The organism is Sphingomonas sp. FW306-1B-B10E (assembly GCF_058782005.1).
The window spans coordinates 37,630-63,334 of sequence record NZ_JBYSXG010000003.1 but is presented as its reverse complement, the minus strand read 5'-3'; the positions used below and the strand labels follow the sequence as shown (position 1 = coordinate 63,334).

The following is a 25,705-nucleotide window of genomic DNA, read 5'->3' as shown; positions in this document are numbered from 1 at the left end:
CCATGCGTTTTCCATGGATTGCAGTCCTGTGCCTGCTGGCGGAGCCGGCGGCTGGGCACCCCTATACGATCGACGACCTCCTGCGGCTCGAGAGCTATGGCCAGGTGCTGACCGACCCGGTCGGACGCTGGGCGATCATCGAGCGTCGGGACCGGTACGACAGTGCCCCAAGCTACAGTTATGACTGGGCAGTCCGCCGCGCTTTGTCGAAGCTTCTCGTCGCAGACCTCGCCACCAGCGCGCGTGCCGCTCCATTGTTCGCGCAAGCGCGCGATGCCGGCTATTGGGCGGGCGGTTTCTCGCCTTCGGGCAAGCGGCTCGCCGTATTCCGCTTGCAGCGGGACCGGCTGCAGCTTGGCGTCGTCGAGATGGCGACGCGCACCGTGCACTGGCTGGCCCTGGTGCCGGATATGCCCGCAGCGCAGCCGGGCCCGGTCTGGATCGATGACGATCATTTGCTCGCAGTGTCGCTCGACGATCGCGGCCTACCCGGCCTGCTCCAGACGCCGACCAATGCGCAGCGTGCAGCGCGCCGCGGCTGGGCGCTGGCGGAGCGCGGCCGCGAGCCCTCGTCGAGCATACTCGGCAGCGGGCGCTTTCTCGACTTGGGTACCCGCTATCGCGGCCGACATATCGTCGAGGTCAATCTGATCGACGGGGCGACCAAAGACCGGTTCGCCGGCGATGTGCTCGACCTGGCGCTATCAGGCGACCGGCGGCACCTCGCGATCCTAAGCAAGGGGCCGGCCGTCCAGCCCGACCCCAAGGCAGCGGTCGATCCGGCGTTCGAGCCGCGGCGGCAACGCCTCACGCTGCTCGAACTGGCTAGCGGCGCGCGCCGAGACCCGTGCGGATGCGACGTGCTGCCAAGCCTGCTGCATTGGTCCCCGAGCGGCGCACAGTTGCTGTTCTACGGCCGTCAGGACGGCGCGCCCTGGTCGACCGGGCGGCTCTATCGCCTGGACGTGCGCCGCGGCGTCACGACCGGGCTGCCCGCCGGCATCGTGCCAGTCACCCAGATCGCCGGCGGCAGCGCGCGCTTGGTGCGCGCCGCCTGGATGGGCCAGCGCGCGATCGTGTATGCCGAACGCACGTCCGACAAGCGGCGCGATTGGTATCTCCTCGATGCCCATGGCGCCGCACGTGCCTTGACGGCCGTCTTCGCGAGCACCCCGCCTGAACTGGCGTCGGCCCGGGCGCCGGGCCTGTTCATCGGGGATGTCGACGGACTCTGGCAAGTGGACCTTGGCGGTCGACGCGCACGCGTCGCTCCGGCACCAGTGTCGCAGGTGCGGCCGGTGCTGCTCGACGGGCACGCTCTAGGGACGCGCGGCTGGATAAATGCGACGCCCGCGCGCGTATTCGCGGTGCTCGATAGCGGCACCGGTCGTCGCGCCGTGATCGAAGATCCTAGCGGTCATTTTCGCGCCTGGCCGATCCTGCCGCGCGATGCGATCCTTGCCGCGGCGCAGGCCGGGGCGATCGTCTACCGCGAAAATGCGCGCGGAATCGGCACGCTGGTGTATGTCGGCAGCGGCGGTGAGGTCGAACTCGACCGCGTCAACGGGCATCTCGCCGCGGTCGACCTGCCCGAACGCGTGCTTCTGCACAGCCGTGCCCCTGACGGCAGCTTACTCAACCACTGGCTGCTGCTACCGCCGGCCCGAGCCGGTGCGCGAGCACCGCAATTGGTCGTGGTGCCCTATCCCGGCTACCCCTATGGCGCTGCGCCGCCGGCAGATTCCAGCCCGGCGACGCCGACGACGATGACTCATCCGCTGCTGCTCGTGGGCCAAGGCTATGCCGTGCTGCAACCCAGCCTTCCATTGCCGGACGGTCCCGGCGAGCCACTGGCCGCGATCGAGAGCGTGCTCGCCGCCGCGGTCGCCGCGGCGCAGGCGAGCGGCCGCGTCGCCCCTACCCGGCCGTTTCTGCTCGGCCATAGCTATGGCGGCTACACCGTGCTTGGGATGGCGGCGGTCAGCCGCCGCTTCGGCAAGGTGGTCGCGGCGGATGGCGCCTATGATCTGGCAGCTGCGTACGGCGCGATGGATCCGCGGATTGATTATGCCGAGAATGGCGTGTCGCTGACCATCCCGATCGGCTGGGCCGAAAGCGGCCAGGGCCGAATGGGTGCCCCACCCTGGGCGGATGCGGCCCGCTATCAGCGCAACAGCGCCTTCTACGGTGTCGCGGACATCGACGTACCGGTGCTGCTCGTCCATTCCGATCTGGACTATCTGCCGCAGGCACAGGCCGAACGCATGTTTCTGGCGCTCTTCCGGCTTGGCAAGGACGCGATGCTGTTGCGGTATCGCGGCGAGAGCCACAGCCTGACCAGTCCCGCAAACCTGCGCGACTATTGGACCCGCGTCTTTGCTTTCCTTGCCGACGATTCGCCCAGGACACCGTCGTTCCCCCAATAGCGCGCCCAGGCCTCGAAGCTTGCATAGACGACGATCAGGCGCGAGCTGTCGCTCCAGATCAAATTCTCCTCGCGCAGCGCCGCGTCGATGCCAGCACCGTCGAGCAGTCCCTCGGCGACGAGTACGCCCTGCAAGAGGAAGTCACGCAGCCACAGACGGTTCTCCGCGACGGCCCGCCGGTAATAATTGGTCGCATCACCCTTGTCGCGCCGCGCCTGAACAACCGGCGGCAACCAATCGCGGAAGACCTCACGGGCCAATGCGCGATCGCCGGGGCCTGCCGCAAGTTGGTAGGTCGGGATAGCCAGGCAGGCCTCGACGACCGGCTGGGCCAACAGCGGATGAACCAGGGCAGCGACACGACTGCGCCAGGTTGGACTGTTGAAGTGCTGGCAATTGGCGATGGCTTCGAACTGGATCCGCCGTGCCGGTGCCAGATGTTGGTCCCCCGCCAACCAAGGGTGTCGCCGTGCCCTTGGTGCGTCGGCAAGCGCCGCTTTGCCGAGGTGCTGCCCGGGCAAACCAGCCAGCACGGGGTGGCGGCGCCAGAGCAGGTCGCGCAGCATCAGGCCCTCGACGTGCCAGAGCGAGCGATGCGCGCGCCGCGCCGCGTCATAGGCGATCTGCGAGAAATGTGCGCGCCATCCGACGGCGCGCGCATAGTCGACTGCGACGAGCGCGGTTGGCAGATTTGCGAAGACAGCGTCGCCGCCCTGGCCGGTGAAGATCGCTGTCGAATCGAACGCGGTGGCGACGCCGATGCTCGCGCGTTCGAGGACCGGGTCGAGCCCGTACAGAATCGGCTCGACCGGCTGTTCGCCGGAAAAGATTTCCTCAAACCGCAATTCGTCGGCCTTGGCCGTCACTTCGACCAACCTGGCTTGCCATCGATCGGCGACGGCCCGCGCCTCAGGGCGTTCGTCTCCTCCGGCATGCGCAACCGCGAAGTTGACGCAGCTGACATCGACTGGGACGGCCGCGCTCGCCAATGCGCCAAGCACGATCGCGGAATCGAGGCCGCCCGACAATTCGAGGGTCACGCTGTCGTGCGATGCCGCGAGGGCGCGGACGCAACCGGTAACTGCGCGGCGCAGCCCCTCCGCGCGCGGCGCGCGCGCGGCGTGCGGCGCCGCCAGCGTCGGCTGATCGGGCCAGAGCTGCCGGATCGCGCCAACCGAAATCCCGTCGCACCGACAGGCGCTGCCGGCGGCGACCTGATGAAGGCCAGTCAACAATGCGCAGTGCGTCGGCAAAAGCGGATCGGCCAATGCCGCTGACAGCAGCGCTCGGTCGATGCGAAGGGTGATACCAGCCGCCTTGCGCAGCCAATCCGGAAGAGCGGGCGCAATTAGCTGGAGACCCTCCGCCTGCGCCACGAACGCTGGAAGGCCACCGCCCGGATCGCGTAGCAGCGTCACGCCAGCAACGCCTGCAACGCGCCGGATTGCGATGTAGGACCCCCAGACCGCGCGAAATAGGGCCGCATCGTCAAGCAACGCCAGGCGATCGGGATCCGCCGGCGTTGCCGGAGAACTCTCGAGAAGCGCGCGATCGAACGCAGCCCCGATGATCACCAGATTTCCTGTCGCGTCGATCGACGCCCGGACCGCGCGGGCGTTCGTTTGCGAGAATATTGCCAGTCCCGGCTTTGCAAGTTGCAGGCGCAACTGCGGGGCATGTTCGGCGAGCGCACACTTGAGCGTCGCGATTGCCGACGGATCCGGGGTCTGCGGGGGCCAGACCGCGGCAATATAGCCTGGGACGGGAGGAGGTTCAGACGGCGACAATGGGCGTGAACCATCGAACATGCTCGAGGCTGTCGTTCAAGACGACACCCTCATGTTCCACCCAGCAATGGGCCTCGAACGGATAGGTTCTGACCCCGAATACCCAACGCGTGCGGACGCCGCAGTGAAGCAGCAAGTCGATGAGGAACATCGAGCTCGGCAAGCAGTCGCCGAGACCCGGAAACAGCGGTTGCGCGGCGCGCGCCGCCCGCGCGATCCGGTAAACGTCTTCCACTTCCCGGGCCTTCGTCGCGCGCCCCTTGCGCCGGGCGACCGACGCCAACCAGCGGCATGGCCGGGTAACCCCCAGGCGGAGCGTGTAAGCTGCCGCAAGGCAGAGGCGAGCGGCCAGAAGTGGCGTCCATCGACGGCGCCCGCCAGGCAATGCGTCGAGATCGGTGATGGCCTGAATGGCCGGCGGATCGTAGCGCGCCGGGGCATCGATCGTCCCGAACAATCCCGCCGCTTCGAGCGCATCGATCATCTCACCGCTCGGCCTGAAGCGATTATTGCCGGTCAGTGCGGTTTTCAGGCCCATGGCGAGGTCGCGCGGTACGCAGAAATATGCGTCGGCGCGGGAATCGAGCAGCACGAGGTCGCCTTCGATGTCGGCCAGATAGACGCCGGGGAGCATTCCGTATTGCATGAGAGCATTGAAAGAGAGGCGGCGGTCAAGCCGCCTCTCGATCGCCTTACGGCCGCGGGATGCCGAGGAACAGCTCGCCGGGCTCGTTAGGCTGCACCAGGACGATCGCCTTGGTGAGCGTGCTGACCCGTCCGACGCGGACCAGCCGTGAGTTTGGCTTGTTCATGTTGACCTCCAGGGTTGCTTAGCCGCACCGTGCGGCCTTCTCCTGCAGACGCCCTGCGGCCTCTATTCTCAAACTATATGACGGCTATTTCTTCCACGGGATGCGGCGGCGAGGGCAAACGCGACCGGCTCGGCGCGACTGCGACGCCGATCGAAGTCGGCCCGCACGACATCGCTCAATTCCCTCCAGGCGTGCCGGGCGAGCAGGTCGAGCGATTTTTGGACGAAGTCTGATCCGCCCAGCAGCGCGAGCTCCGTCTGCCGTGCTGGCGTCAGGACCTCGACATAGACGTGACCGGCCATGACCATGCGCGTGCTGGAGGACAGGGAGACGAGAGCGCGGTGCACTTCGCCAGTTTCGTCGTTGGGCGTCGCTAACGCGCCTGGTTCGAGCCTGACACGAACCGGCGCTGGCCGATTCAACTGCGGTTCGGCCGCATCCTTCAGCGCTGCGAGCACATGCATTTCGCAAAGGTCGTACAGCTCGATGAGATCGAACCAGGAGGGCAAAGGCACGAAATAACCGTGCCGTCGACGGTCATCGACCAGCCGTTCGCCGGAAAGCCTCGCCAGCGCTTCACGCACTGGGGTCGGACTGATGCCTAAAGTGGCCGCGACTTCGGTTACGATGATCTGGTCGCCGGGCAATCGCCCGCCGGCAGCCAAGTCCCGCCTGAGGGCTCGGTAGGCACGCATGAAAGGATCGCGTCGCTCAGGTACAGCCAAATTGGATGATTCGCTCACTCGCTAAGCATCCGGGCAATTGCCTGGACGTCCAGTGATAGCCGCCTCAATCCTAATGACTTGAATCCGTTTTGGACCCGAAAGGCGAATTTCGGCGGCTATAGCGCATTTGCCAGGTTGGTTCTGGCAAGATGTTGCGGCAATCGCGTGCAAGAGCGTAGGATTGCCGGCAGAAAGTGGTTGGTAGCGATATCCATTTGCGCGACGCTAGCTAAGGATGAAGCTGGTTGGGCAGAGGCATCGTCCATCGTCGTGAGCGAGGAGAGAATGAAGAGCAAGGAGGAGCGCGCGGATATTGTCTTGCTTTCGGCTGCTCTCAAGGCGGTACGCAAGGAGCGACGAATGCGCGCGAGCGAAGTCGCAAGAGCAATGCAGATGCCGCTGCGCTCTTATGAGCATTTCGAAGCGGGGCGCGGACGTTTTACCTTCGATCGCTTGGTCCGCTTCGCCGAAGTCACCAACAGCGACCCTCTCGGCATCGTCGCGGTACTCGCGCTCAAATCGCCAGAGTTCGCGCTGCGCTGCGCGGACAACAAATTGATGACGATATTGATGATCGCGATCAGTGAGTTGAACGAGGATCTAGGCGACGACATCGTCTTCTTGGAACCCGGGATCCTGATCGGGGCCTTCACGCGCGTCGCAAAGGACCTGACTGCACACATTGCAAAGCGCGACCTTTTCGCCGAGACTTGGCTGGAAGAGCGCAGGGAAAAGGTTCAGGGCGCTCGCCCTCTCGCGACGCGCCGACTGCGACGCACGGCGGACTGAGTAACGCGCGCGATAATCGATAGGCGTCGGGACCGCCGGCTGACCTTCGTGCCCGGAAGATTGCTATTGTCTACTCCCTGAGAGGGAAGCGCGAAGAGCCTGTACGGCCAAGATCAATGCCACTGCACCAAGACACTCGTCAGGCCTCTCCAAAACATTAGTCAGGTATCTCCGCCAAATTCCTATCGGCGGAAGCGCCTCAGTTGCCCGCTCAATTCGCGGTCAGGGCCCTGAGCCACAAGCTTGACGGGCTCTGACGCCGCGTTTGCCTGGCTTCAAAATGGTGATTCAGCTTGCGCAACACATCGGCACTTTGACGCTGGGCATTGGCAGGCATCGTCGACTCCCCCTTGCGGGCCAATTGAACAGTATCGCTGTTCGCCGCCTTGCGGCTTTGACGTGCGCAAAGCACTCTCGGATTTGGCCGATCAGGGAAATTACGGGAGCCGACCGCTCGCGCCCCCAGGCTAACTCGGCTGCCTTTCGCGCAGCCGGTCCCGTCCCTTACGCGTGATCGAGGCCTGATAGATCCGCGGACCTCCGTTATCGATCACTAGCGCCTCGTAGCCGAGCATTCCGCTGTCGCTGAGCTCCTCAATGGTGTCGAGGAATGCCAAGGCACCCACGCGTCCGCTCAAGCCCAACGCGCCAGGGGACAGGTTTGTGGTGTTCGGCCAAGCGTCCGACAGTAGCCGCAACAGGTGATCCCCTGTCGCGGTGCTTTGCTTCGTCAACGACATCGTCATGCCCGCTCGCTGCGCCCAATCTTAAATATCATTCAAATCGAATGCGGCAACGCGCGCTGCAGGAACGATGATCCTCGGCGGCGCAAACCGGCTGTGGACAAACTGGGCGTTCGGTTCCCACCGTCGGGACGTCTCACCGGAAGCCGGTGGCTTTGACGTGCGCGCCTGCAACAAAGCATGGGGACGGCGAAGATTGCGCTTTTAAACCGCGCTGGTTGCCAAAGGCGACTCCGCGGAATTTCTTCGGGCAAGATTCAAGCTGGAAACATGGAGTTCGACGCCATTGACGGCGCGGTCGCCAAGCGCGGCGCCTTGCCTCGCGCCGGCTATCTGCGTCGCGGCGGTTGCATGGCAATACCCATGTTTGCGGCACCCCGTGCAGGCGGGCCAATATCTGTCCGGTGCGCACCCGACCACGGACCCATTTTAGAACTCGGGACTCAGAGCTCGAAGTTCGGGGCTCGAGGCTCCCGCGGCAAGCGGGCAACGATCTGGCCTGGCGGATAACCCGCTTACGCATGTTTGCCGGGGGCGCTGCCTACACATTCTTAAACAGGAGATGGTCAAATCATCTTGTGCTGCCGGAGTATCAAATATGCCACGCCTTGCAGAAGTCACGGGACCAGCGTTGACCTCTCACCCTAGCGCCCGCGCGGAGCGGTTTGAGCAATGCCCGAGATGCCGACAATGGTTTGATGCTCGCGACCTGATTGAGGTGCTCGAGCACGATCTCGATCGCTCCGTCCAAAACCGGATGCATTGACACACAACCAGCAACGCCGTGACCACGATGAAGGCGCGAGAGAATCCTCACATCGCGCTGATCCCAACCTATGGGTAAGCCTTTTGCGGGTACGTGCCTCGCGTACAGGAGGTGTTGTTGCGACTTTCGATATCGAGCCGCGTTTCGATCGCGTATAGCGCGGTGCTTGCCTTGTCGCTGCTGCTCCTGGGTGTCGGCCTGGTCGTCGGCAATGGCGTGCGCAGCGCCAACCTTGGCGTCGAAATGCTAAGCGAAACCCTTCAGAGGCTCGGCGATCAAGATAGGGCACAGGAAAGACTTCGGCTCGCAATCGGCGAGTCGACGCGCGCCGCTGAGGCGAGGAAAGTTGTGCCGCGCCTGCGCTGGCAGTCGCTATCAAGCCAAGTGCAGGAGTTCGAGCGCATGTCCGCCGCGGTGGTCGCGCCGCCTTCGGCTCCGCCTTACCTGCGCGCCGCCATTCAGCGAACCAAGATCGCTGCCATGAATTTCGCTCCTGCTTGTCGACGCTTGATACTTGTAGCCCGCACTGATCCGAATACGATCAAGGCGGCGATGCCGCGCTTCATCGACACGCTCAAGCAACTCGAGCGCGCGCACATGGAAGCCCGTGATTTGGTGGCACGGCAAATCGGGGCGGCGGCCAAAGCTAACGCTATCGAGAGCGGACGGAACATCAACGGCGTCCTTGTCGCCGGATTTGCCATAGTGATGATCGTTTTTTGGATGACCACTTGGCTTCGTACCCGACTATTGTCCCCGATATCTGTCATTGCCACGCGCCTTCGCGAGTTCAACGAGGACCGGCCTGAAGGTTCCATCCCCGGATTAGCGCGCGACGACGAGCTGGGCGACCTCGCCCGCGGACTCGCGGAATATCGTGCGGCGGTCGAAGAGCGCCGGGTCGCAGAAGGACGTGCCGCATTCCTGGCCCACCATGATGCCCTTACGGGTTTGGCCAATCGTCTGCTGTTCGAGAACCGACTGGAGCATGAAATCGCCCGTGCGCGAAGGACAGGCGACGGTGTTGCGGTGCTTGCGATCGACGTTGATAATTTCAAGGCGATCAACGATCGGCACGGGCATGCTGGAGGTGACCGCGCGCTCCAGCGGATGGCGCAGCTCCTGTCGCGTTGCGCGCGAAAGGCAGATTTGGTCGCTCGTCTGGGCGGAGACGAGTTTGCGATTATCCAGTCCGGCTCAGCGCAACCCGAAGCTGCGGAAGCACTGGTCTCCAGGCTATTCAAGGCAAGCGCCGCGACCGCGAACGAGGATATCGCGATCCGCATGAGCGTTGGCGTGGCAGTCTCCGCGCCGGAATGGGCTAGCGACGACCTGTATGACCTGGCGGATCTCGCTTTGTATCGGGCAAAATCCGCCGGCCGCAATACCGCCCGTTTCTTCGACGCCGGCCTGCAGGAACAAGAACGATTGCGGCTGCGGCTCGCGCGCGACCTCGAACAGGCTCTGACGGCCGACCAGATGCACTTGGTGTTCCAACCCATCGCCGATGCGGCGTCACTGCGAATCCGCGGCTACGAGGCGCTGCTGCGCTGGCGGCATCCCGCTCTGGGAGACGTGCCCCCTGAGCGCTTCATTCCTATAGCGGAGTCATCCGGCCTCATCGACACGATCGGACAATGGGTAATCGAAAAGGCAATGGCGGCAGCGGCTACCTGGGCTCCCGAGCTCTCGCTCTCGCTCAACCTTTCCCCGATCCAATTTCGCCGTCCCGGTCTTGCGAGCCAGCTCGTAGCGATCGCTGGACGACACGGCGTCAGCGTCGACCGGCTCGAGTTCGAAGTAACCGAGAGCGCGACACTCCTCGGTTACCAACGCGAGGAGGTGCTCTCGACCTTGCAGGCGCTTCATGCTGCAGGTGCCTGCGTTGTAATGGACGATTTCGGCACCGGCCACTCCTCGCTCAGCAACCTGAAGGATTTTAACTTCGACAAGCTCAAGATCGACCGAAGCTTCGTCGCGGCAATGAACCATCACAGGCCCTCTGCCTCGATCGTGCGTGCGACCATCGGGCTGGGGAAAAGTCTCGGGCTGACGATCGTTGCGGAGGGTGTCGAGGATGAGGGCCAGCTCGCCCAGCTACGGCATTGGGGTTGCGACCAGGTGCAGGGCTATCTGATCGGACGGCCGACCAGGCAGGTCGCGCCGTCTGGCGTCCCGTCCACCGTCCTGGGGTCTGCACCGTCCTGATGCTGCGGGACGCGCGCGCCGTCCCAAGCGATGCCACAGCGTCAACAGCAAATCTTGTCCTGACGACCAGCTTCTTCTCGTCCGGACGGGCCGCAGGAGTCGGCCAGTCAAGGCGCCCCGAGTCTCCGGACGCGACGGTTTGACCGACATTTGCTGCTGGCTGGCGGATTGGACACGTGGTAGTTTTGGCGTGCCATCGAACGGGAGCACTCGCTTGCGGTTTAGGGCGGCATCTATCGTTCGCGGAGGACCATGATTCGTACTCATTTTGGGGTTGTTGCCTCAATCTGCCTGGCAGCAGCGTTGAGCGGCTGTGGCGAAACGTCGGGCGGAAAAGCATCCCCAACGCCGGTCCCGAGCCCGTCGCCGTCACCGACCCCCACCCCCACCCCAACGGGCGACATTCCCCGCAACGCCAAGATCGCCTTTATCGGATCTTCGGTGGTAAACGGCGTCGGCGCCAGCTCTACCGCCGCGAGTTGGACGACCAGGATCGCGCAGTATCTCGATACTCGCTTTCTCATGGTGGAGAGCCGCACCTTCGCGGCGAATCGAACGGGCGCGGAATTTGGCGCCTACCGGATCGATTCGGACCTGGATCGCGCGGCGTTCGTCCCGGACATTGCTTTTGTCTCATTCACCAATGACGATACCGACCCCCTGGTCGTGAAGACGTTCCAGGATGCGATTATCTACAAGCTGCGGCAACGGAACCCCAACGTGGTCGTGGTGCTGGTCGCCGTCGCGCGGGACGCCGATGAGGCGGAGCGTCGGGCGAACATCGTCCCGGCGCGCGTCGCAGCGACCAGCCAGTTGGCGGCGGCTGAGGGTGCCGGGGTCTTGTTCATCGATGCGGGCGCAGCGCTCTGGGAGGAAGTGATATCCGGTCGGCAGACGTTGAACAGCCTCTTGCAAAGCGGCTTTCCGACCGACGCTGGTTATAAGCTATATGCCGATGCGATCGCAGCCGACCTCGGCCCCCGCCTGGTAGGGCTGAGCGGCGCTGGTAGTTCGTCATCGGCCTACATTCTCGATTCTAAGCTCCAAAATGCGCGGCTCGTCGACGGCACCAGCGTGACGGGGGGCAACTGCGCGGCGTATTCCGAAAACAGCGAGCAATATCTCTCGCATGGAATGGTGTGCACCGCCGGCCAATCCTTCACGCTGAACTTCACGGGAACGACTCTCGGCATCACGCGGGGGACGATTGGCAATGGCGGCAATCTCGATTGCACCGTCGATGGCGGAACACCGCAAACGATCTCGTTCTACGAGGCCGGTCTGAACCTCGCGGCACTGCGCCCCTTGCGCGTCTATGAGGGGCTGGCCAACACCTCCCACCAGCTGAGTTGCGCCGTGAGCAGTACCTCGCCTTCTGGATCGGGCGGAAGCCGGGTCATCATCGGAAGCTTCATGCTCAGCTCGGGACGCGTGCTGACCAACTGACCACCTGCTACGGCGCCGCGCTTGAGCGCAGCTGCCGTCCCTTATTTCCCAGCCTGACTGATCGCATGTGACGGCCTGATCGCTATCGCAGATGCGCGCCTGCGTCTGGGCATGGTTCGCGACCGATTGTCCCGTCATCAGCGCGCGTCCCTGTCTGCCAGGGGCGACGATGGCGTCTGGGGCGCCCCCATCGCTTGCCGTGGCAAGAATGCACCTGCTCGACTGAAGGACTGATGGCCTGCCGGCAACCCCGGGCTTTGGACCCAAGCGAATGCGGGGCGTCCCCTTTTGGTCCGAAAAAGTATGAAGAAAATCTTGTAAAATTTGTTTAAGATCTAATGAACCACGTGACCAGCTGGGCGTTGGCAAGGGTCTGAAGATCCGCTCGGCTCGGTTGCCGGGGTGGGAGTTGCACCGATGTCCGGGGGGTTGATTTGACCGAGAAGTTCGCATTCCGCGCTTGCGCGGGTTTCCGCTCGCTTGCCCTTGCCGGCACGTCGTTTGCCGCACTCGTCTCACTTGGCGGCGGCGAAGCCGCAGCCCAGGCGTTGCAACCGGGCTATTCCCCTGCGGCGAACAATGGCGGTGGGTCGAATCCTGGACGCGCGGACATCATCACCGACAGCGGCACTACCGGCACGATCAGCGGCGATTACAAGCTACGTGGCACCAGCGCCCGTCGCTTCCGGTTCGAAAGCCTTACCGTCGCCGAACGGCAAGCCCGCGGAGAGGTGCTCGCGGGGTATGATCAGGTCGATGGCAAGGTGAACGTGGCGCTCGGCGCCGATCAAAAGCGGACCACGGTCGTCTATCCTGACCAGATAAAGGGTACCACCGTAGCGACGACCGTTTATAGCAACGACTTGCTGAAAGCGGTCAACGCCACCAGCCGCGACACCGCAGCCTATTACGACACCGGCGCTCCAGTGTATGGCGACCTTCGGCTCGCCGATATCAACGCTTCCAAAATTACAATCGCTACCGGCAACAAGGCCAAGAGTGTCTACGATACCGTCAACCTCGCGATCGTAACCGCGGATAGTGGCTCGACGCTCTATAACGTCACTGCCGCCAGCAACATCGTCTACGATTCGGTCACGGCAACGATGAGTGGCATCGATCAGGACGGCCTGCGCCAACGCGCGACCCAAGACTATGATGTCAAGGTCACGAGCTTCTCGGGCGTGGCATTCAATGGCAACGACAAAGTTACGGACTTAGAGAGTCTCAAGCGCTATAACACCAGCATCATCGCCCAGCTTCAGGCCGGCACGATCACGCCTAGCCAATATGAGAGTCTCATCCAGGCCGCGGCACAAACCACCACGCGCACCGTCACTGTGCGGAATGACCCGCTCGACCGATATCACGCGCCGCCGACCACAAGCGAGCGACTGTTCATCAAGCTCGACGGATCGACGCTCGTCACAACCGCGGACTCGCGGCTGGTCGGCATGGCGCAAGCCGACAAAAATACCGACGGCGGCAATACCCTCGTGCTTGCGCAAAATGGCTCGGCGATCACGAATAACGGCGTCATCGCACAGGCGGGCGCCGCGCCTGGCATCCGGCTCGATGGCGCCGGGACAAGCTTGACCAATAGCACCTCCGGCGTGGTCGGGATCGGCTACGAGGTATTGGATCGTTCGAGCGGCGTGGCCGTGCCTACGGGGAACGATAGCCGGGCCTATACTACGAACAATGTCGCAATACTGGCGAGCAACGGCGCCACGGTGCTCAATGAAGGCATCATCAACGTTGCCAATCGGGACATCGCCAGCCTTCCGAACAACCCGGAATACGGCAAGGCCAATGTCGGCATCGCCGTCGGCTCTGGCGCTTCGGTTGCGAACCGGGGAACCATTCTGATCGGCGGCGGCGACAGCGTTTCCGCCAATCAGCTGGGCTCGTTCGGCGGGGCTGTGGGAATCGTCGCATCGTCCGGCGGCAGCGCCCTCAATGCGGCCGGCGGCACGATCCGCGTCGGCACCACCTTTGCCGAGAACGCGACGGATCTCGCCGGCGTGCGAGACGTGGTTTCGGTCAATCCCGCGTCCGGCATGACTTCGATCAACGGTGGCGGCAGCCTGGTCAACGCCGGTACGATCCGCCTGGGCTCTCTCGTGCAGAACGGCGCAGGCATGACGATCGCCGGAGACGGCGGCACAGCGGTCAATGGCGGAGCGATCATCATCGATCCGTCGGCGGCAACCTCTCCGACCAAGCGCAACACCGCGATCTCGGTGCTCGGAAGCAGCGTGGCGGGCGCGACCAACGCGCTGAATGCCGCCACCGGCGTGATCACCATCGGCGGCGTCAATGGCGTCGGCTTGCTGGTGGAGAATGGCGTGGTCGGCGGCTCGGCGCGCGCGGTCAACGATGGAACGATCATCGTCGACGGCGGGATCTCGAGCGACCGCCTGCGAAATTATGGCATTTACGTCGCGAATGCGAGTTCCTCGGCCGTGCAGAACGGTTCGATCCAGCTGACCGGCGAGGGCGCGATTGGCGTGCACGCCCGCAACGGCGGCGTGGTCGACATCACCAGCGGAGGGACGGTCGATTTCCGGGGCGTTCGGCAGATCGGCTATTACGCGCTTGGGGCCGGCTCGTCGATCGGCGGGATTTCCACCACGACGGTGGTCGATACGCGCGGCTCGACCGGGCTGCGAGTTGAGGGCGGTGCAGTGTCGCGGAGCTCCGGACAAAGCTTCCTGGTGTCCGGCCAGGATGCAATCGGCATCGTCGGAACCGGCGCCTCTGTCGGTACCACCGTCGATGCGTCGGGAGTGCGAATCGAGGTTTCCGGATCGGGTGCGACGGGTCTGCTGATCGAGGGCGGTGCTACCGGCGTGATCAGCGGAGCGAGCGACATACGGCTCACCGGGGCGTCCACCACTGCGGCAGTCGTCGACGGTCAAGCGCATGATATCGATGGGGTAGCGGTTGGTGGCCCGGTCGCTGGAACGCTGCTGACGGCGAACGCCAATTTGACGTCCAGTTTCAACAATGTGAGCGGCTACATTGCCCGCAACGGCGCGGCCTTGGTCAATAGCGGATCGATCGGGCTCACCGGCGCCGGCAGCACCGGCATCCGCGCCTCCACGGGCGCGACGGTTACGAACAGCGGTTCGGTCAGCGTCGACGGTGCTGGAAGCGTGGGGCTCAACCTCACCGGCGCGGGAACGACCGCAGTGCATAGCGGAACGATTGGCGGTCGCGGCGTCGGCATTCGAATTGCCGAGGGTGCCGCCTTCACCAATAACGGGACGGTCGCAATGACATCCGGCACGGGCATATTGCTCGACGGTGCGACCTCGGTCCTCGCCGGAACGGGCGCCAGCGCTGTGCGCGTCGATGACGGCACGGCCGCACTGCGGTTGACCAATGCTGCCTCGGCGACGACGGCGGGTAGCTTCACGGGGGGCGGGACTGCGCACGCAGTGCTGATCGACAACGGCGCAGGCGCGCTCACGCTCGGCGCCGGGTCGGTCACCAGCACGGGCACCGGCAACGGAATCGAAAACCGGAATAGTGCGAACGCGTTGCGCCTCGACGGTACGGCAGTGACGGCAAACGGCAGTGGATCGGCGATCCGGACCGCAGTGGCGCTAGTCAGCGGCTCGACGGCAACGGTGACCGCGGCGGGCACCAATAGCATCGGCTTCGATTACCGAGAGCTGGACGGCGGGCCTGCGAGCGGCGACCTGGTGCTCGATGCCGGCATGGCGATCACCGGTTCGGGCGCGGGGGCGATCGGAGCTCGTCTCAACACCACTGGCGCGGTGCGCGTGACGGGGCAGATCTCGGTCACGAACGCGCAAGGTGGGGCCGCAATCGTCACAGGACCGGTGCGGTCGCTGGACAATAGCGGCACGCTTCGCTCGATCAGCGTTGTTGCCCCGGTCGTCGACCTGTCGGGCGGCGCCGCGGCGTTTAGTAATAGCGGTACGATCACGGCAGCCACGTCCTCGGCGACGGCGATCCGCGGGGGCGATAATGGCCAGGCGGTGACCCAGTCGGCCGGCACCATCACCGGCGCGATACGACTGGGCAACGGTTCGGACACGTTTCTGATGACCGGTGGCACGCTCGATGGCGCTTTCTCGGCAGGCGCTGGAAATGACAATGCGACGTTCCGCGGCATCACGGACGCTAACATCGCCGGTCTCACCGACATTGGCGGAAACGGCGTTGCGGGCGGCGCCGACACCCTCACCTTCGATGCCAGCCGCACGACCGGAACCCGCAGGATCACTGGCTGGAACGCAGTCAACCTGACCAACGGCTCGACCCTGACCTCGGACGGCGACCTACTTCTGGTCGGCGGAGGGGCGGCGCGGATCGACTCGGGCTCTACCTACTTCGCCGGAAACGGCACGCGCGCGGTGTTGGGCGCTGCCACGGGCGGCACGGCAACGATCACCAACGCCGGTATCATCGACCTGACCAATGGTGGCTCGGGCGCTACCGATACCCTCACCATCCGAGGCAATTATGTGGGCCAGAACGGAGTTCTGCGGTTGCAGACGGTGCTGGGCAGCGACGGCTCCGCGTCCGATCGGCTGATCATCGATGGCGGCAGCGTAAGCGGAACGACGACGATCCAGGTCACCAATCTCGGGGGTCTCGGCGCCCGGACTACCGGCGACGGCATCGAACTGGTTAGTGCAATCAACGGTGGCACGACCACGGCGCTGACGACGGGCACGGGCTTTGTGCTCGCCGGCGAACATGTGGATGCGGGCGCTTTCGAGTATCGGCTGTTTGCATCCAATCTCGCGGGTACTAACCAGAGCTGGTATCTGCGCACGCAAGCCAACACGCAGACCGAGATTCCGACCGATCCGGGAACCCCGACGCCGGTCGACACGACCTTCCGCCCAGAGGTTCCGCTGCTCGCGTCGCTGTCGGGCGCGCTGCGCCGGGACGACTTGGCCATGCTGGGCACCTATCATCGCCGGATGGGCGACGAGACCGAAAGCGCCAGCATCGATCCCTCGCGTGCGCAGATCCCGGGCCGTTTCTGGGGCCGTGCACTGCTCGACGACGGGGTCTTCCGCTCGACCGGCGACGCCCGCCAAACTTCGGACGGGCGCGTGCGCGGTTTCCAGCTGGGCGCGAACCTCTTCCGCTACGGGACCGCGGGTGGCGAGATGCATTTCGGCGTCTATGGCGGGTATAGCGAGGGCCGCTACGACACGCTGGGCTACGCCGGCGGCGTCGAAAACCGCGCGGTCGGCCGGCTCGACCCGGAAACGCGCTATGCGGCGCTATATTGGTCGTATCTCGCGAACAGCGGCTTTTATTTCGACACGGTGGTCCAGGGCAGCTGGTATAGGGGCGACGCAAGCGCGAGCACGGGAACCAAGCCGAAGATCCACGGCTCCGGTGTGCTCGCGTCCGTCGAACTCGGCTATGCCCTGCCGCTCTCGCCGAGCTGGAGCATCGAGCCGCAGGTCCAGCTCGTGGCGCAGGGGACGTCGCTCGACCCCACCGCCATTCCGAACGCCACGGTCCGCTACGCCGACCCCGGCCATTTGACCGGCCGCGCTGGCGTTCGCGTCCGCGGACGCTTAGCCGGCGGACTTCAGCCTTATGTGCGCGCCAACCTCTGGAAGACGTTTGCGGCGACCGACCGCACGCTGTTCGTCACGCCCGCGGCGACCACGATCATTCGCTCGCCGGAATCGGCGCTGTGGGGTGAGACCGGCGCTGGCCTCACATGGACGCTGGGATCGCGCCTGTCGCTCTACGGAGAAGTGGATTACCGCAAATCGCTCGACGACGGCCGCGGCTTGATCGGTCATTCGACAAGCGCGTCGGTCGGCTTGAAGTTCGATCTCTAGAGGAGCGGCCAAACCGGCCGCTCCATTCGTCAAAACATCAGCGTGTACCCTGCGAGGCCTCGCACCGTATCGTCGGTCAGGTCTCGCATCACGCCGATCCGCAGATTGGACCGGAGAGTGCCGCGCACGAAACCGGCTGTGAGCTGCAGCCGGCGAACGGTGCTGGCAAGATCGGCATTCGTCGAGCCCAGGATGAGCGAGTGCGTGGCCTGATCGTAGCCTCGCCCAAAGGTCAGGCTGGCTTGACCGCGCTCGATGGTAAGCGGCTGCGCGATGCCGAAACTCAGCAGTCCGCCAAGCGCTGGTCCCGTTGCCTGCAAGCCCGCTCGAGTGGCCCAGAGCGCCGATGCGCCCGTCACCACCGAGACCGGGTCGATCTTCAGGCGCGTAACCCCTAGCGAGCCATAGGCTTCGATATCCCAGCCCGGCACGAACGCGTATTTATGGTGTAGTTCCATCATGCCGGTCCGCGTGCCGCGACCAAGTGCGAGCGGCCCGCTCTGGACCGCCACACCGAGGATCGAGCCACTCTCGTCGACCCATGAGGCGCGAATTTCGGTGTCGCCATGGGCGAGTGAAACCGTCGTGGCCTTCGCCCGGGACCGCCCGCTCCTTCCGCTGGCGAAGCTCACGCCGATGCGGCCGAGCGCCGTTTCCTGATCCACCGCCACGCTGTTGCCGGCTTGGGGCGTGTAAGCGAGGATGCCGTCGGCGAAGGGCGCGAGCCCCATGATGTCGTTTTGCAGCGACTGTTGCGCATTGTAGCCGACACGCACACCGGTCCGCCCGGCGCGATAGGCCACCTCGCCCGATGTCATGACCTGGCGAAACGCACTGCTCTCCGGACCGACGCGGTAGCGCGCATAGCCCAAGGTCGCGCTAAGCGGCCCCGCGTCGAACGCGCTCCACCCGCCCTGGCTGAGCTGTCCAAGGCGGCGACGCAGCCACTGCCCATCGGTGGTCTCCGCGGACACGACCATGCTGGCCAGCGAGCCCTGGAAGTCACGGCCAAAACTGTCGAGCACGGTGACGTTCGATAGCGCCGTCTGGATCGAGCCGGTCCCGACGGCACCAGGCACGACCATCGCGGTATTCGACATCGCGCTTTGCGACGTGCCGTTCGAGAGCACCGGGTTCACCGGAGAAAGTGCGGCCTCCGCGTCGACCAGACCGGCGCCGAAGACCGGATCAACTCCCGGGGCGCCGATATCCCTGGCCGTTGACAGGATGACCTGCCCCGCCTGCTGGCCGGTCAGCTGCGGCCATTTGCTGAGGATGGTAGCGACAAGCCCGGAAACCTGTGCGGCCGCCGAACTCGTGCCCGAAAAGCCTCCCACCGAACCGTCGAGCCGAGTGGTCACATTGGTGCCGGCCGCCGTGACGGTACGGTCCGCCATGTTTCCGGCCTTGTTGGAATAGCCCGCAAGTGCGTAGCTAGTTTGTGCCTGGGTATCGAGGGCAACGACGAACAGCCAGGCATTGCGGTTATCGTCGCTGACGTTGACAGCATCGACCGGGTTGTCGCCCCCGCTGTTGCCGGCGGCGTTTACGAGCAGCCCGCCCGTCGACCCGTAGCGCGCTACGGCATTGCGCAGCGCGACGTTGAACCCCTGCGAGGCCAGCGAGCGATTTACGACCTTGATCCCGACATTGGCAGCGTAATCGATCGCTTCGCCGTCATGAGCGAGTGCTTCTGTTCCGGTGGTGTAGTTGTAGTCGGAGGTGCGCAGGATGGCGATCTTGGCATCCGGTGCGATGCCGACCGTGCCGTGACCGTCGGCTCGTGCGGCGATGATGGCCGCAACCGCGGTGCCATGATCCGATCGCGCGTCGCTGAGCTGATCGCGCTTCGTCGTGGTCCCGTCGCGCGTCTCGTATCCGAAGTCCTTAGAGAGCGGCGAGATTTGTCCCGCGAAGTCAGGGAGCGCTGTGTTCACGCCATCGTCGAGGACTCCGACTGTTACGCCCGCACCAGTCCAGCCGTGGTCAAGAGCATACAGCGCACGGACGAACTCGTTGGCCACGTAGTTCTGCCGAAATTCAGCCGTATCATTCACGGACCGGATGGGCTGCTGTGCAGCGGGCGTGACAATAGCAGACCCGTTTCCCCCGGTGGGGTCGGTCTGCGAGGGCGTCGGAGTGGGCGTGACACTGCTGGCGCCATCGGGAGGCGGGGCGGAGACTACGGGCGCGCTTCCGCTCGAGTTCACACCACCCCCGCCGCATGCGGATAGGGACGCCATCGCCAAGATGCTAGCCGAGAACGAAAGGTACCGCATTGACGCACTCCAGTTTCCTGCGAGCACGCCTAACGCGGATTCCCCAATTTATATTTAATGCAACGGTAGCGTTATTGGGGTGTAGCCTCAGTATATTACCGATCCGTTAACTACACATTGTCCTCCAAAACCGGGATTTTCGCGAGACGGGCTTCAATCTGCACTGGGAAACAGGCCTTATTATCATGACGTCGACGATCCGATGACGCGCCGATTCACGTGGTGCAACGGGACCCGGATCGCTTTGACTCTGTCCGCGGCGGCGAACATGCGAATCAGGAGAACGAAGCGCTGGAAATGGCCGGAAGCGCGCAATCCGTAGTGACAGGCTCCCGGCCACCGACAAGCCCGTCACGAGGGATCGATGACGAACACGCTAACGTATCAACAGCCTAGACCCTTCACCACGTCGAAAATACCTTCATTCGTCTCCCTCCGTTTCACCAAATCGCTGTCGAGCCGGGAGCCTGAGCCGGCTCGCAATGGCAACCTGCAATGGCTGCGGTCGACTCGCTTCGCTCCACGGGCTATGCGGACGATCCCCCGCCCGGCACGTCCGGGCTGCGGGCGGCAGATCGCGAGGCCCCATTTCTCTATCTGCCGCCCGCTCAATATTGCAGTATGACGGCCCGCGGCCCGAGCGCCGCGTAACATCTCGGTACAAACGCCCAACAACATCATGCGTCGTGCACGACTTGTGAGCTGCGCTAAGAAGTTTCAAAAGCGATGGCGACAATCGGAATTAGGAACTGGCAGCGGCCCGGCGCTGATGACCGACGCCGCCCGCACGCCCCATCGCTACCCGAGGGGGTGCGGCTCTACGTCATGAGTGACATTCACGGTCAGACTGCCCTGCTGGCCCGGCTTCTCGATCGGCTAGCGCTCGATGCAGAAAAGCGAGGTCCAATCGATTGCCGAATCTTGATCCTCGGCGACCTGATTGATCGTGGCTCGGGTTCAGCGCAGTTGCTGACCTTTTTTTCCTCATTAGGCAGCGCGAAGGTTATCTGTCTGCTCGGCAATCACGAGAAGGTCTTGCTCGACGTGTACGAGGGAAACCTTGAAGCCGCGTCGGTCTGGTTTCGTTTTGGCGGCTGGGAAACGCTCGAGGGCTTCGGCGCCGATCCGGCATTGCGGGGCACCACCGATCCACGATTGATCGTCCAAGAAACTCGGCGCGTGGTGCCGGCCAAGTGCGTGAACTGGCTTCGGGCCCTTCCGAAAAGTTACGCCCTCGGCGACTATTTTTTCGTGCACGCAGGAGTGCGTCCGCGCGTGCCGATCGAAGACCAGGACGAGGACGACCTATTGTGGATCCGAAGCCTATTTCTCAACAGCCGTACTTGGCATGGCGCCATGATCGTGCACGGCCATTCTCCAACCGCCGGCAGGGTGGAATTTCACCCGAACCGGATCTGCGTCGATACCGGCGCCTACAGCAGCGGAAAAATTGCGGCGCTAGCTCTCGAAGGAAAGCGTTCCTGGACGATCACCGGCTGATTTAGGATTTTAGCCGACGTTAAGTCTCGCGCGGTATGGGTGCCGCATGAACGCTTTCGCCACGCATGCAGCCGGCCGCGGGATGCGAAGCGCCGAAGATCGCGCATCCCCAAGGCTTGTTGCCAACTCCGCGCCGGTTGCGGTGTCAACCGGCGGCACGATGATGGCAGTGCAGCTCGCCGACCTCTCGCCTGAAGGATGCCGTATCCGGACGCCGGCCCGGCTCACTTTGGGTGCGTTCGTGACGTTCGAGGTGGAATGCGATGCGATCTGCGGCTGGGTAGCCTGGAGCCACAACAATTGGGCCGGCATCTGCTTCGCAAGTCCGCTGCCGTCCGCCCGCCACTCGGCGTGGATCGGCGACTCCCAGAAGAACAAGGGCTAACCGAAACCACGCCTAGCGCGACTGCAGGCAGGAGCCCACGCCTCGGCTATCGGACGGCGGCAAGCGCCGCCGGGTCAGGACGATTACCAGATGCTATGCTATTGCGCGTATGCGGAAACGATGCATCAACCACACCGAGAGTCCATCCCGAAGCGGGTATTGCAGCGCCAGCAGAATCAATGCGAGAGGCTCGCGGCTCAGCAGTGCGGCGGCGAGCACGAACAGCGAACAGGCGGTCGCGATCAAGTGTGCCCAGAAAGCATGTTGTGCGACTGACTCGCGGTTCAACGAGAAGGCCTGAGAGTAGACGGCGTGCAGTATGCCGATCCCGTACCCACAGAACAGGATCACGGTTGCCCATTTGCCGCTATCGAATTTTTGCATTTGCGGGATGAAGTGGATGGCGAGCAGGAAAATCAATGCCGTCGCAAAACCCACAAGCGAGAATGCCAGGCTGACGCGCCGCAAGAGGGGCCAGCCCGGCATCGTATCGACGAACCTGCGATAATAGACGTACATCGCGGGTTTCAGGATGTTGTAGAGAAAGCGTCCAGTGGAATAGGCAAGGGTGTAGACGCCCAGGAACTCCAGGCCGAAAATTGCGCCAACAAGAAGCTTGTCGACGTTCTCGAGGCTGGCAGGAAACATGTTAGAGAAGCTGTAAAGACGTGACTGGCTGGCGCCGTCATGGCGCAGCAAGCGTATTACTCGGCCCGGCACGAGGCGCCAATCGACCGTGCTGCGGGCAAAGGCGGCAAAAAAGACGAGATTGCATGCGCCCATGAACAGCAACTGGCCGAGCACCGCTTCGGTAATGGAAAGGCCACCCTCAATCAGCAGCACGAACAGAACCAACGCGCCACCATATTTGAGGCTTTCGACCAGAAACAACTTTTGGAAGCGGCGGCGCGCCTGGAGCATGGCGACGTACAGATCGAACGGATAGATGACGGCGCCGATTGCGGCGATCGCCACTACCTGCCACGGCAATCCGTCCCAAAACAGACGAACGATCAACACCGCGGCGAGCCCGGCCAGACCGAACACGAAACGGTTCACGACGATCGCCGTGCCGCTTTCCCGATCTTCGTCGACTACCGCGCGGATGAATACCTTGTTGCTCTCGGTCAACGCGACCAGCGCGAACAAAGAGTAATAGGAGAACAGGGTGCGGTATTCGCCGGTTGCGGCCAGCCCCGCTCCGAAGCTCAGGAAAAGGACGATGAAATAGTTCATACCGCCCTGCAGCGCCGCGGCAGCAATGGCGAACGGTCCCTTCGCCAGCCAGTCTAGAACGGCAGATCGCCGTCTCGCCGCCGGCAAGGATCCCTCACTCATGCGATGCTCCCAAAGATCGCCGCTTCGGCTTCAGCATATTGACGCAGCCCGAACCGGGCCTCGATGAGCGCCCGTGCCCGCGCCCCGACCTTCGCATCGCCGGCGGCACGCGCGCGGGCAATGGCTTTAGCGATGCTGTCTGCGTCGAAACCCTCGGCGAGATAACCGGTCACCCCATCCTCGATCAGATCCGTCGTGCCCGGGGTAGGCGTGCCGATGCACACGAGCCCAGTCGCCATTGCTTCGATGAGCACCTTGGGAAGTCCCTCGTGAAGGCTCGGCAGGACGAACAGGCTGTGCGCCTGCATCCGCTGGGCCAGCGCGACATTGTCCATTGTACCGGCGAAATCGACCGGGATCTGGAGGCGTTCGGCCTGTGCACGCAGCGCCGGCTCGCCGTCGCCCTTGCCGACGAGCGTCAACCCGCAGCCGAGCTTGGCACAGGCGTCGAGCAATGCGGAAAGGTTCTTCTGAGGTTGCATGCGGCCGACGGCGATCGGCGCAGATGCGAAATCATACTCCGTCTTTGCCACGAAGACGGAAGTGTCGACGTAGGTGGGCAACAGCCGGATTTTGCCGACCGTTCCTGGAAGGCGGCCGATCGCGCGCTGCGCTTCCAGCGAGGTGACGATGATCGCAGCGGCGCGGCGGGCTCCCACACTTTCGACCAGCTTCGCAGCGGCGGCCTTTAGCCGCTCGCCATTGAGGGCAAAACGTCGCGACAAAACATAGCCCAATCGCAACACCAGCGGACGGCCGGTCAGCAAGGAGGCAAACGTGGCAGCTGCCGATCCGCTGATCTGGTTGGTCTTGATCGCAGCGCTCCGGGCGATCGCCGCGCGATGCGCGAGAACTCCCTTGATCGACCAGCCCTTGCCCGCCTTGCCCGACGCCGGCGCCAGAATGTCGACGCGGGCGTAAAGCGGCTCTTGTCGAGCCTGCTCGCTGATGAACGCACGGTCGCGGGCGTCGTAGGAGAAAATCTGTATGCGATCGAAGGCGCCTAATCGCAAAAGCTCCCGGTAAACGAGGATCTCGCGGGAGAACACGCCCTCTTCCTGCCACCAGGCAAGTGATTTTCCCGCCGAGAGGAACAGCGTCAAGATGCGGTCCGCGCGCGTCATCGGGATGCGGGCTCCAACCCTATCGACCGGTAGATCGCGGAGGTACGGTTCGCGACGTCGTCCCACGTCAAGAATCGAGAACGGTCGGGAATGAACCGCTCGCGGTCCTGCGCCACCCGCGCGAGGGCCTCGGCAATCGCGGCGGGATCTTCCGGATCGAAATAATGATGGGCGTCGATGCCGAAGTCGCGATTCTCTGGGATCGAGCTGAGCAAGATTGGCGCGTTCCAGCTCACCGCCTCGAGCACCGCATTCGAGCTCCCCTCGTGCATCGACGAGTTCACATAAGCGAAGGCGTTCTTGTACAGCGCGCCTAGCGACGAGCGCGGCAAGCGGCCGAGCAGGCGGACGCGATCGGAAAGATGCGGGGCGACCTGCTTCATGTAGACCGGATCGTCGACGCCCCCGGCTACGACGAGCAGCATGTCGGGATGTGCGCGTGCGAACTCCTGGAAACCCTCGACGAGGCGATGCACGTTCTTTTGTTCAGTGACACGGCCCACCGCCAAAATGTATGGCTTCTCCGGTAGCGAGATGGACATCGAAGCGTCGAAGTCGGCCGCAGTGTCGGTCGCGTTCGGGATTACGTGAACGTTTTTCTTGATGCCGCGAGCCGCAAGCCGGTCGGCCAAAGCGGGGGTTACCGCGATGACGGCGTCCGCGAAGCGCAGCTGGTATTCGGCGGCGAGAAAGCCGCTTCGGCCGATCAGCCCCCATTTGGGCACGAGGTAATCCGCCGAGCCGTAGCGTACGACAGTCTTGCATCCCATCGCCTTGTAGGCCCAAAGCAGGATGGCCGAGCCCAACCCCTGGAAATGTACCAGATCGGGGCGCCGGCCGACGGCCCGGACCAGCGCATTCGCGTAGTAAAGCAGCTTGTCGGTACGCAACAATCGGCTGTCGGGCGTGGCGATGAGCTTGACCCCGCGATATTCGGAGCTTTTTATGTTGCTGCGCAGTCCGGCGAGCGTGACATCCCAACCGTCGCGCACCATCAGTGGGAACAGGCGTTCGGCATTCTTCTCGGCACCACCTTCGACGTCGGGTATCCCCCGCGCGCCCACCACAAATATTCGATTTCGCATTTTCAGCCCCCCGGCCGGCCCCTGCCACGAGCCTCTTTAGACTTCGTTAAGTTCAATAAGCGATACAGCGGCTCGCTGAAAAGGACATCCCATGGCGCGGGCCGCGAAGAATCAAATCGAGCATTTCCCCGCGCCGTCGGCCACCCCCCGGCCCGACGTCGATGTCGGTGTGCTTGGCGGACCAGTTGCTGCAATGCAACAGGAAATCGCGCAGCGCTTCAGCCAGATACCGCCGCTCGCTAGTCCGGATTTGGGACTTGCAGACGCGTTCGAACGGACTGTCGCTCGACTGTCGCGACTTTCCGGCCCAGCAGCGCTCGTTGGTTTTTGCGCCGGCCTCGGCTGGCTGATATGGGGTTGATCGGACCCAAGTCTTTTTGCACGGCAGCATAGTGACACCCGCGCTCGCTCCGCGCTAGGGAACCCCGTCCCGCCTTGGAAAG

General features: G+C 63.8%; 16 protein-coding genes. 8 read left to right on the top strand and 8 right to left on the bottom strand.

From position 1 onward, the window contains the following. The first annotated feature begins 2 nt into the window (after positions 1–2). A complete protein-coding gene (locus tag AC3WJI_RS02130; protein WP_492755585.1) occupies positions 3–2,426 on the top strand; it encodes a S9 family peptidase in 2,424 nt (807 codons plus the stop codon). Here AC3WJI_RS02130 and AC3WJI_RS02125 read toward each other — a convergent pair. The 3 genes from AC3WJI_RS02125 to AC3WJI_RS02115 all read right to left on the bottom strand — a co-directional run bounded on the left by AC3WJI_RS02125 (position 2,360) and on the right by AC3WJI_RS02115 (position 5,720). After that, on the bottom strand, positions 2,360–4,093 hold the full coding sequence (locus tag AC3WJI_RS02125) for an asparagine synthase-related protein (protein ID WP_492755584.1): 1,734 nt from the start codon (positions 4,091–4,093) through the stop codon (positions 2,360–2,362). The two genes, AC3WJI_RS02130 and AC3WJI_RS02125, sit on opposite strands and share 67 nt — an antisense overlap. A 106-nt stretch (positions 4,094–4,199) precedes the next feature. Then, positions 4,200–4,847, bottom strand: coding sequence for a lasso peptide biosynthesis B2 protein (locus tag AC3WJI_RS02120; protein WP_492755583.1), 648 nt, complete (start codon positions 4,845–4,847; stop codon positions 4,200–4,202). Positions 4,848–5,093: 246 nt separating this feature from the next. Further along, entirely contained in the window at positions 5,094–5,720 is a 627-nt protein-coding gene (locus AC3WJI_RS02115) for a GntR family transcriptional regulator (RefSeq protein ID WP_492755666.1), read from the bottom strand. 315 nt (positions 5,721–6,035) lie between these two features. Here AC3WJI_RS02115 and AC3WJI_RS02110 point away from each other — a divergent pair, with 315 nt between their 5' ends. Then, entirely contained in the window at positions 6,036–6,539 is a 504-nt protein-coding gene (locus AC3WJI_RS02110) for a helix-turn-helix domain-containing protein (RefSeq protein WP_492755582.1), read from the top strand. Positions 6,540–7,006: 467 nt separating this feature from the next. On the opposite strand, the gene AC3WJI_RS02105 is transcribed toward AC3WJI_RS02110, so the two are convergent. Continuing rightward, positions 7,007–7,285, bottom strand: coding sequence for a hypothetical protein (locus AC3WJI_RS02105; protein ID WP_492755581.1), 279 nt, complete (start codon positions 7,283–7,285; stop codon positions 7,007–7,009). Between the two features lie 880 nt (positions 7,286–8,165). On the opposite strand from AC3WJI_RS02105, the gene AC3WJI_RS02100 reads away from it, so the two are divergent. The 3 genes from AC3WJI_RS02100 (at position 8,166) to AC3WJI_RS02090 (ending at position 17,551) form a co-directional block, all read left to right on the top strand. After that, positions 8,166–10,256, top strand: coding sequence for a putative bifunctional diguanylate cyclase/phosphodiesterase (locus tag AC3WJI_RS02100; RefSeq protein ID WP_492755580.1), 2,091 nt, complete (start codon positions 8,166–8,168; stop codon positions 10,254–10,256). A gap of 252 nt (positions 10,257–10,508) precedes the next feature. Beyond that, positions 10,509–11,702, top strand: coding sequence for an SGNH/GDSL hydrolase family protein (locus AC3WJI_RS02095; RefSeq protein ID WP_492755579.1), 1,194 nt, complete (start codon positions 10,509–10,511; stop codon positions 11,700–11,702). 434 nt (positions 11,703–12,136) lie between these two features. After that, a complete protein-coding gene (locus AC3WJI_RS02090; protein WP_492755578.1) occupies positions 12,137–17,551 on the top strand; it encodes an autotransporter outer membrane beta-barrel domain-containing protein in 5,415 nt (1,804 codons plus the stop codon). Positions 17,552–17,580: 29 nt separating this feature from the next. Here AC3WJI_RS02090 and AC3WJI_RS02085 read toward each other — a convergent pair whose 3' ends face one another. After that, positions 17,581–19,608: a S8 family peptidase gene (locus AC3WJI_RS02085; RefSeq protein WP_492755577.1), complete on the bottom strand. Its 2,028-nt coding sequence runs from the start codon at positions 19,606–19,608 to the stop codon at positions 17,581–17,583. 948 nt (positions 19,609–20,556) lie between these two features. Here AC3WJI_RS02085 and AC3WJI_RS02080 point away from each other — a divergent pair. Next, positions 20,557–21,330 carry a metallophosphoesterase gene (locus AC3WJI_RS02080; RefSeq protein ID WP_492755576.1) on the top strand — a complete coding sequence of 258 codons (774 nt, stop codon included), beginning with the start codon at positions 20,557–20,559 and terminating at the stop codon, positions 21,328–21,330. A 46-nt stretch (positions 21,331–21,376) separates the two neighbouring features. Then, positions 21,377–21,715: a PilZ domain-containing protein gene (locus AC3WJI_RS02075; RefSeq protein ID WP_492755575.1), complete on the top strand. Its 339-nt coding sequence runs from the start codon at positions 21,377–21,379 to the stop codon at positions 21,713–21,715. A 93-nt stretch (positions 21,716–21,808) separates the two neighbouring features. Here the strand turns inward: AC3WJI_RS02075 and AC3WJI_RS02070 are convergent, their stop codons facing one another. The 3 genes from AC3WJI_RS02070 to AC3WJI_RS02060 are packed head-to-tail and all read right to left on the bottom strand — an operon-like array spanning position 21,809 to position 25,262. After that, entirely contained in the window at positions 21,809–23,053 is a 1,245-nt protein-coding gene (locus AC3WJI_RS02070; RefSeq protein ID WP_492755574.1) for an oligosaccharide flippase family protein, read from the bottom strand. Further along, on the bottom strand, positions 23,050–24,177 hold the full coding sequence (locus AC3WJI_RS02065) for a glycosyltransferase family 4 protein (protein ID WP_492755573.1): 1,128 nt from the start codon (positions 24,175–24,177) through the stop codon (positions 23,050–23,052). The genes AC3WJI_RS02070 and AC3WJI_RS02065 overlap by 4 nt, the downstream gene beginning before the upstream one ends. Next, positions 24,174–25,262, bottom strand: coding sequence for a glycosyltransferase family 4 protein (locus AC3WJI_RS02060; RefSeq protein WP_492755572.1), 1,089 nt, complete (start codon positions 25,260–25,262; stop codon positions 24,174–24,176). Before AC3WJI_RS02060 ends, AC3WJI_RS02065 begins: the two co-directional genes overlap by 4 nt. Positions 25,263–25,353: 91 nt before the next feature. Between AC3WJI_RS02060 and AC3WJI_RS02055 the strand changes: the two genes are divergently transcribed. Next, complete coding sequence (locus AC3WJI_RS02055) at positions 25,354–25,623, top strand: hypothetical protein (protein WP_492755571.1); 270 nt, start codon at positions 25,354–25,356, stop codon at positions 25,621–25,623. The last annotated feature ends 82 nt before the right edge of the window (positions 25,624–25,705 follow it).

Excerpts from the sequence above, each read along its gene's own strand:
- AC3WJI_RS02070 (WP_492755574.1), bottom strand. The coding sequence starts at position 23,053 with ATGAGTGAGGGATCCTTGCCGGCGGCGAGACGGCGATCTGCCGTTCTA.
- AC3WJI_RS02120 (WP_492755583.1), bottom strand. The coding sequence starts at position 4,847 with ATGCTCCCCGGCGTCTATCTGGCCGACATCGAAGGCGACCTCGTGCTG.
- AC3WJI_RS02065 (WP_492755573.1), bottom strand. The coding sequence starts at position 24,177 with ATGACGCGCGCGGACCGCATCTTGACGCTGTTCCTCTCGGCGGGAAAA.
- AC3WJI_RS02105 (WP_492755581.1), bottom strand. The coding sequence starts at position 7,285 with ATGACGATGTCGTTGACGAAGCAAAGCACCGCGACAGGGGATCACCTG.
- AC3WJI_RS02115 (WP_492755666.1), bottom strand. The coding sequence starts at position 5,720 with ATGCGTGCCTACCGAGCCCTCAGGCGGGACTTGGCTGCCGGCGGGCGA.
- AC3WJI_RS02110 (WP_492755582.1), top strand. The coding sequence starts at position 6,036 with ATGAAGAGCAAGGAGGAGCGCGCGGATATTGTCTTGCTTTCGGCTGCT.
- AC3WJI_RS02075 (WP_492755575.1), top strand. The coding sequence starts at position 21,377 with ATGAACGCTTTCGCCACGCATGCAGCCGGCCGCGGGATGCGAAGCGCC.
- AC3WJI_RS02095 (WP_492755579.1), top strand. The coding sequence starts at position 10,509 with ATGATTCGTACTCATTTTGGGGTTGTTGCCTCAATCTGCCTGGCAGCA.
- AC3WJI_RS02130 (WP_492755585.1), top strand. The coding sequence starts at position 3 with ATGCGTTTTCCATGGATTGCAGTCCTGTGCCTGCTGGCGGAGCCGGCG.
- AC3WJI_RS02060 (WP_492755572.1), bottom strand. The coding sequence starts at position 25,262 with ATGCGAAATCGAATATTTGTGGTGGGCGCGCGGGGGATACCCGACGTC.
- AC3WJI_RS02080 (WP_492755576.1), top strand. The coding sequence starts at position 20,557 with ATGGCGACAATCGGAATTAGGAACTGGCAGCGGCCCGGCGCTGATGAC.
- AC3WJI_RS02055 (WP_492755571.1), top strand. The coding sequence starts at position 25,354 with ATGGCGCGGGCCGCGAAGAATCAAATCGAGCATTTCCCCGCGCCGTCG.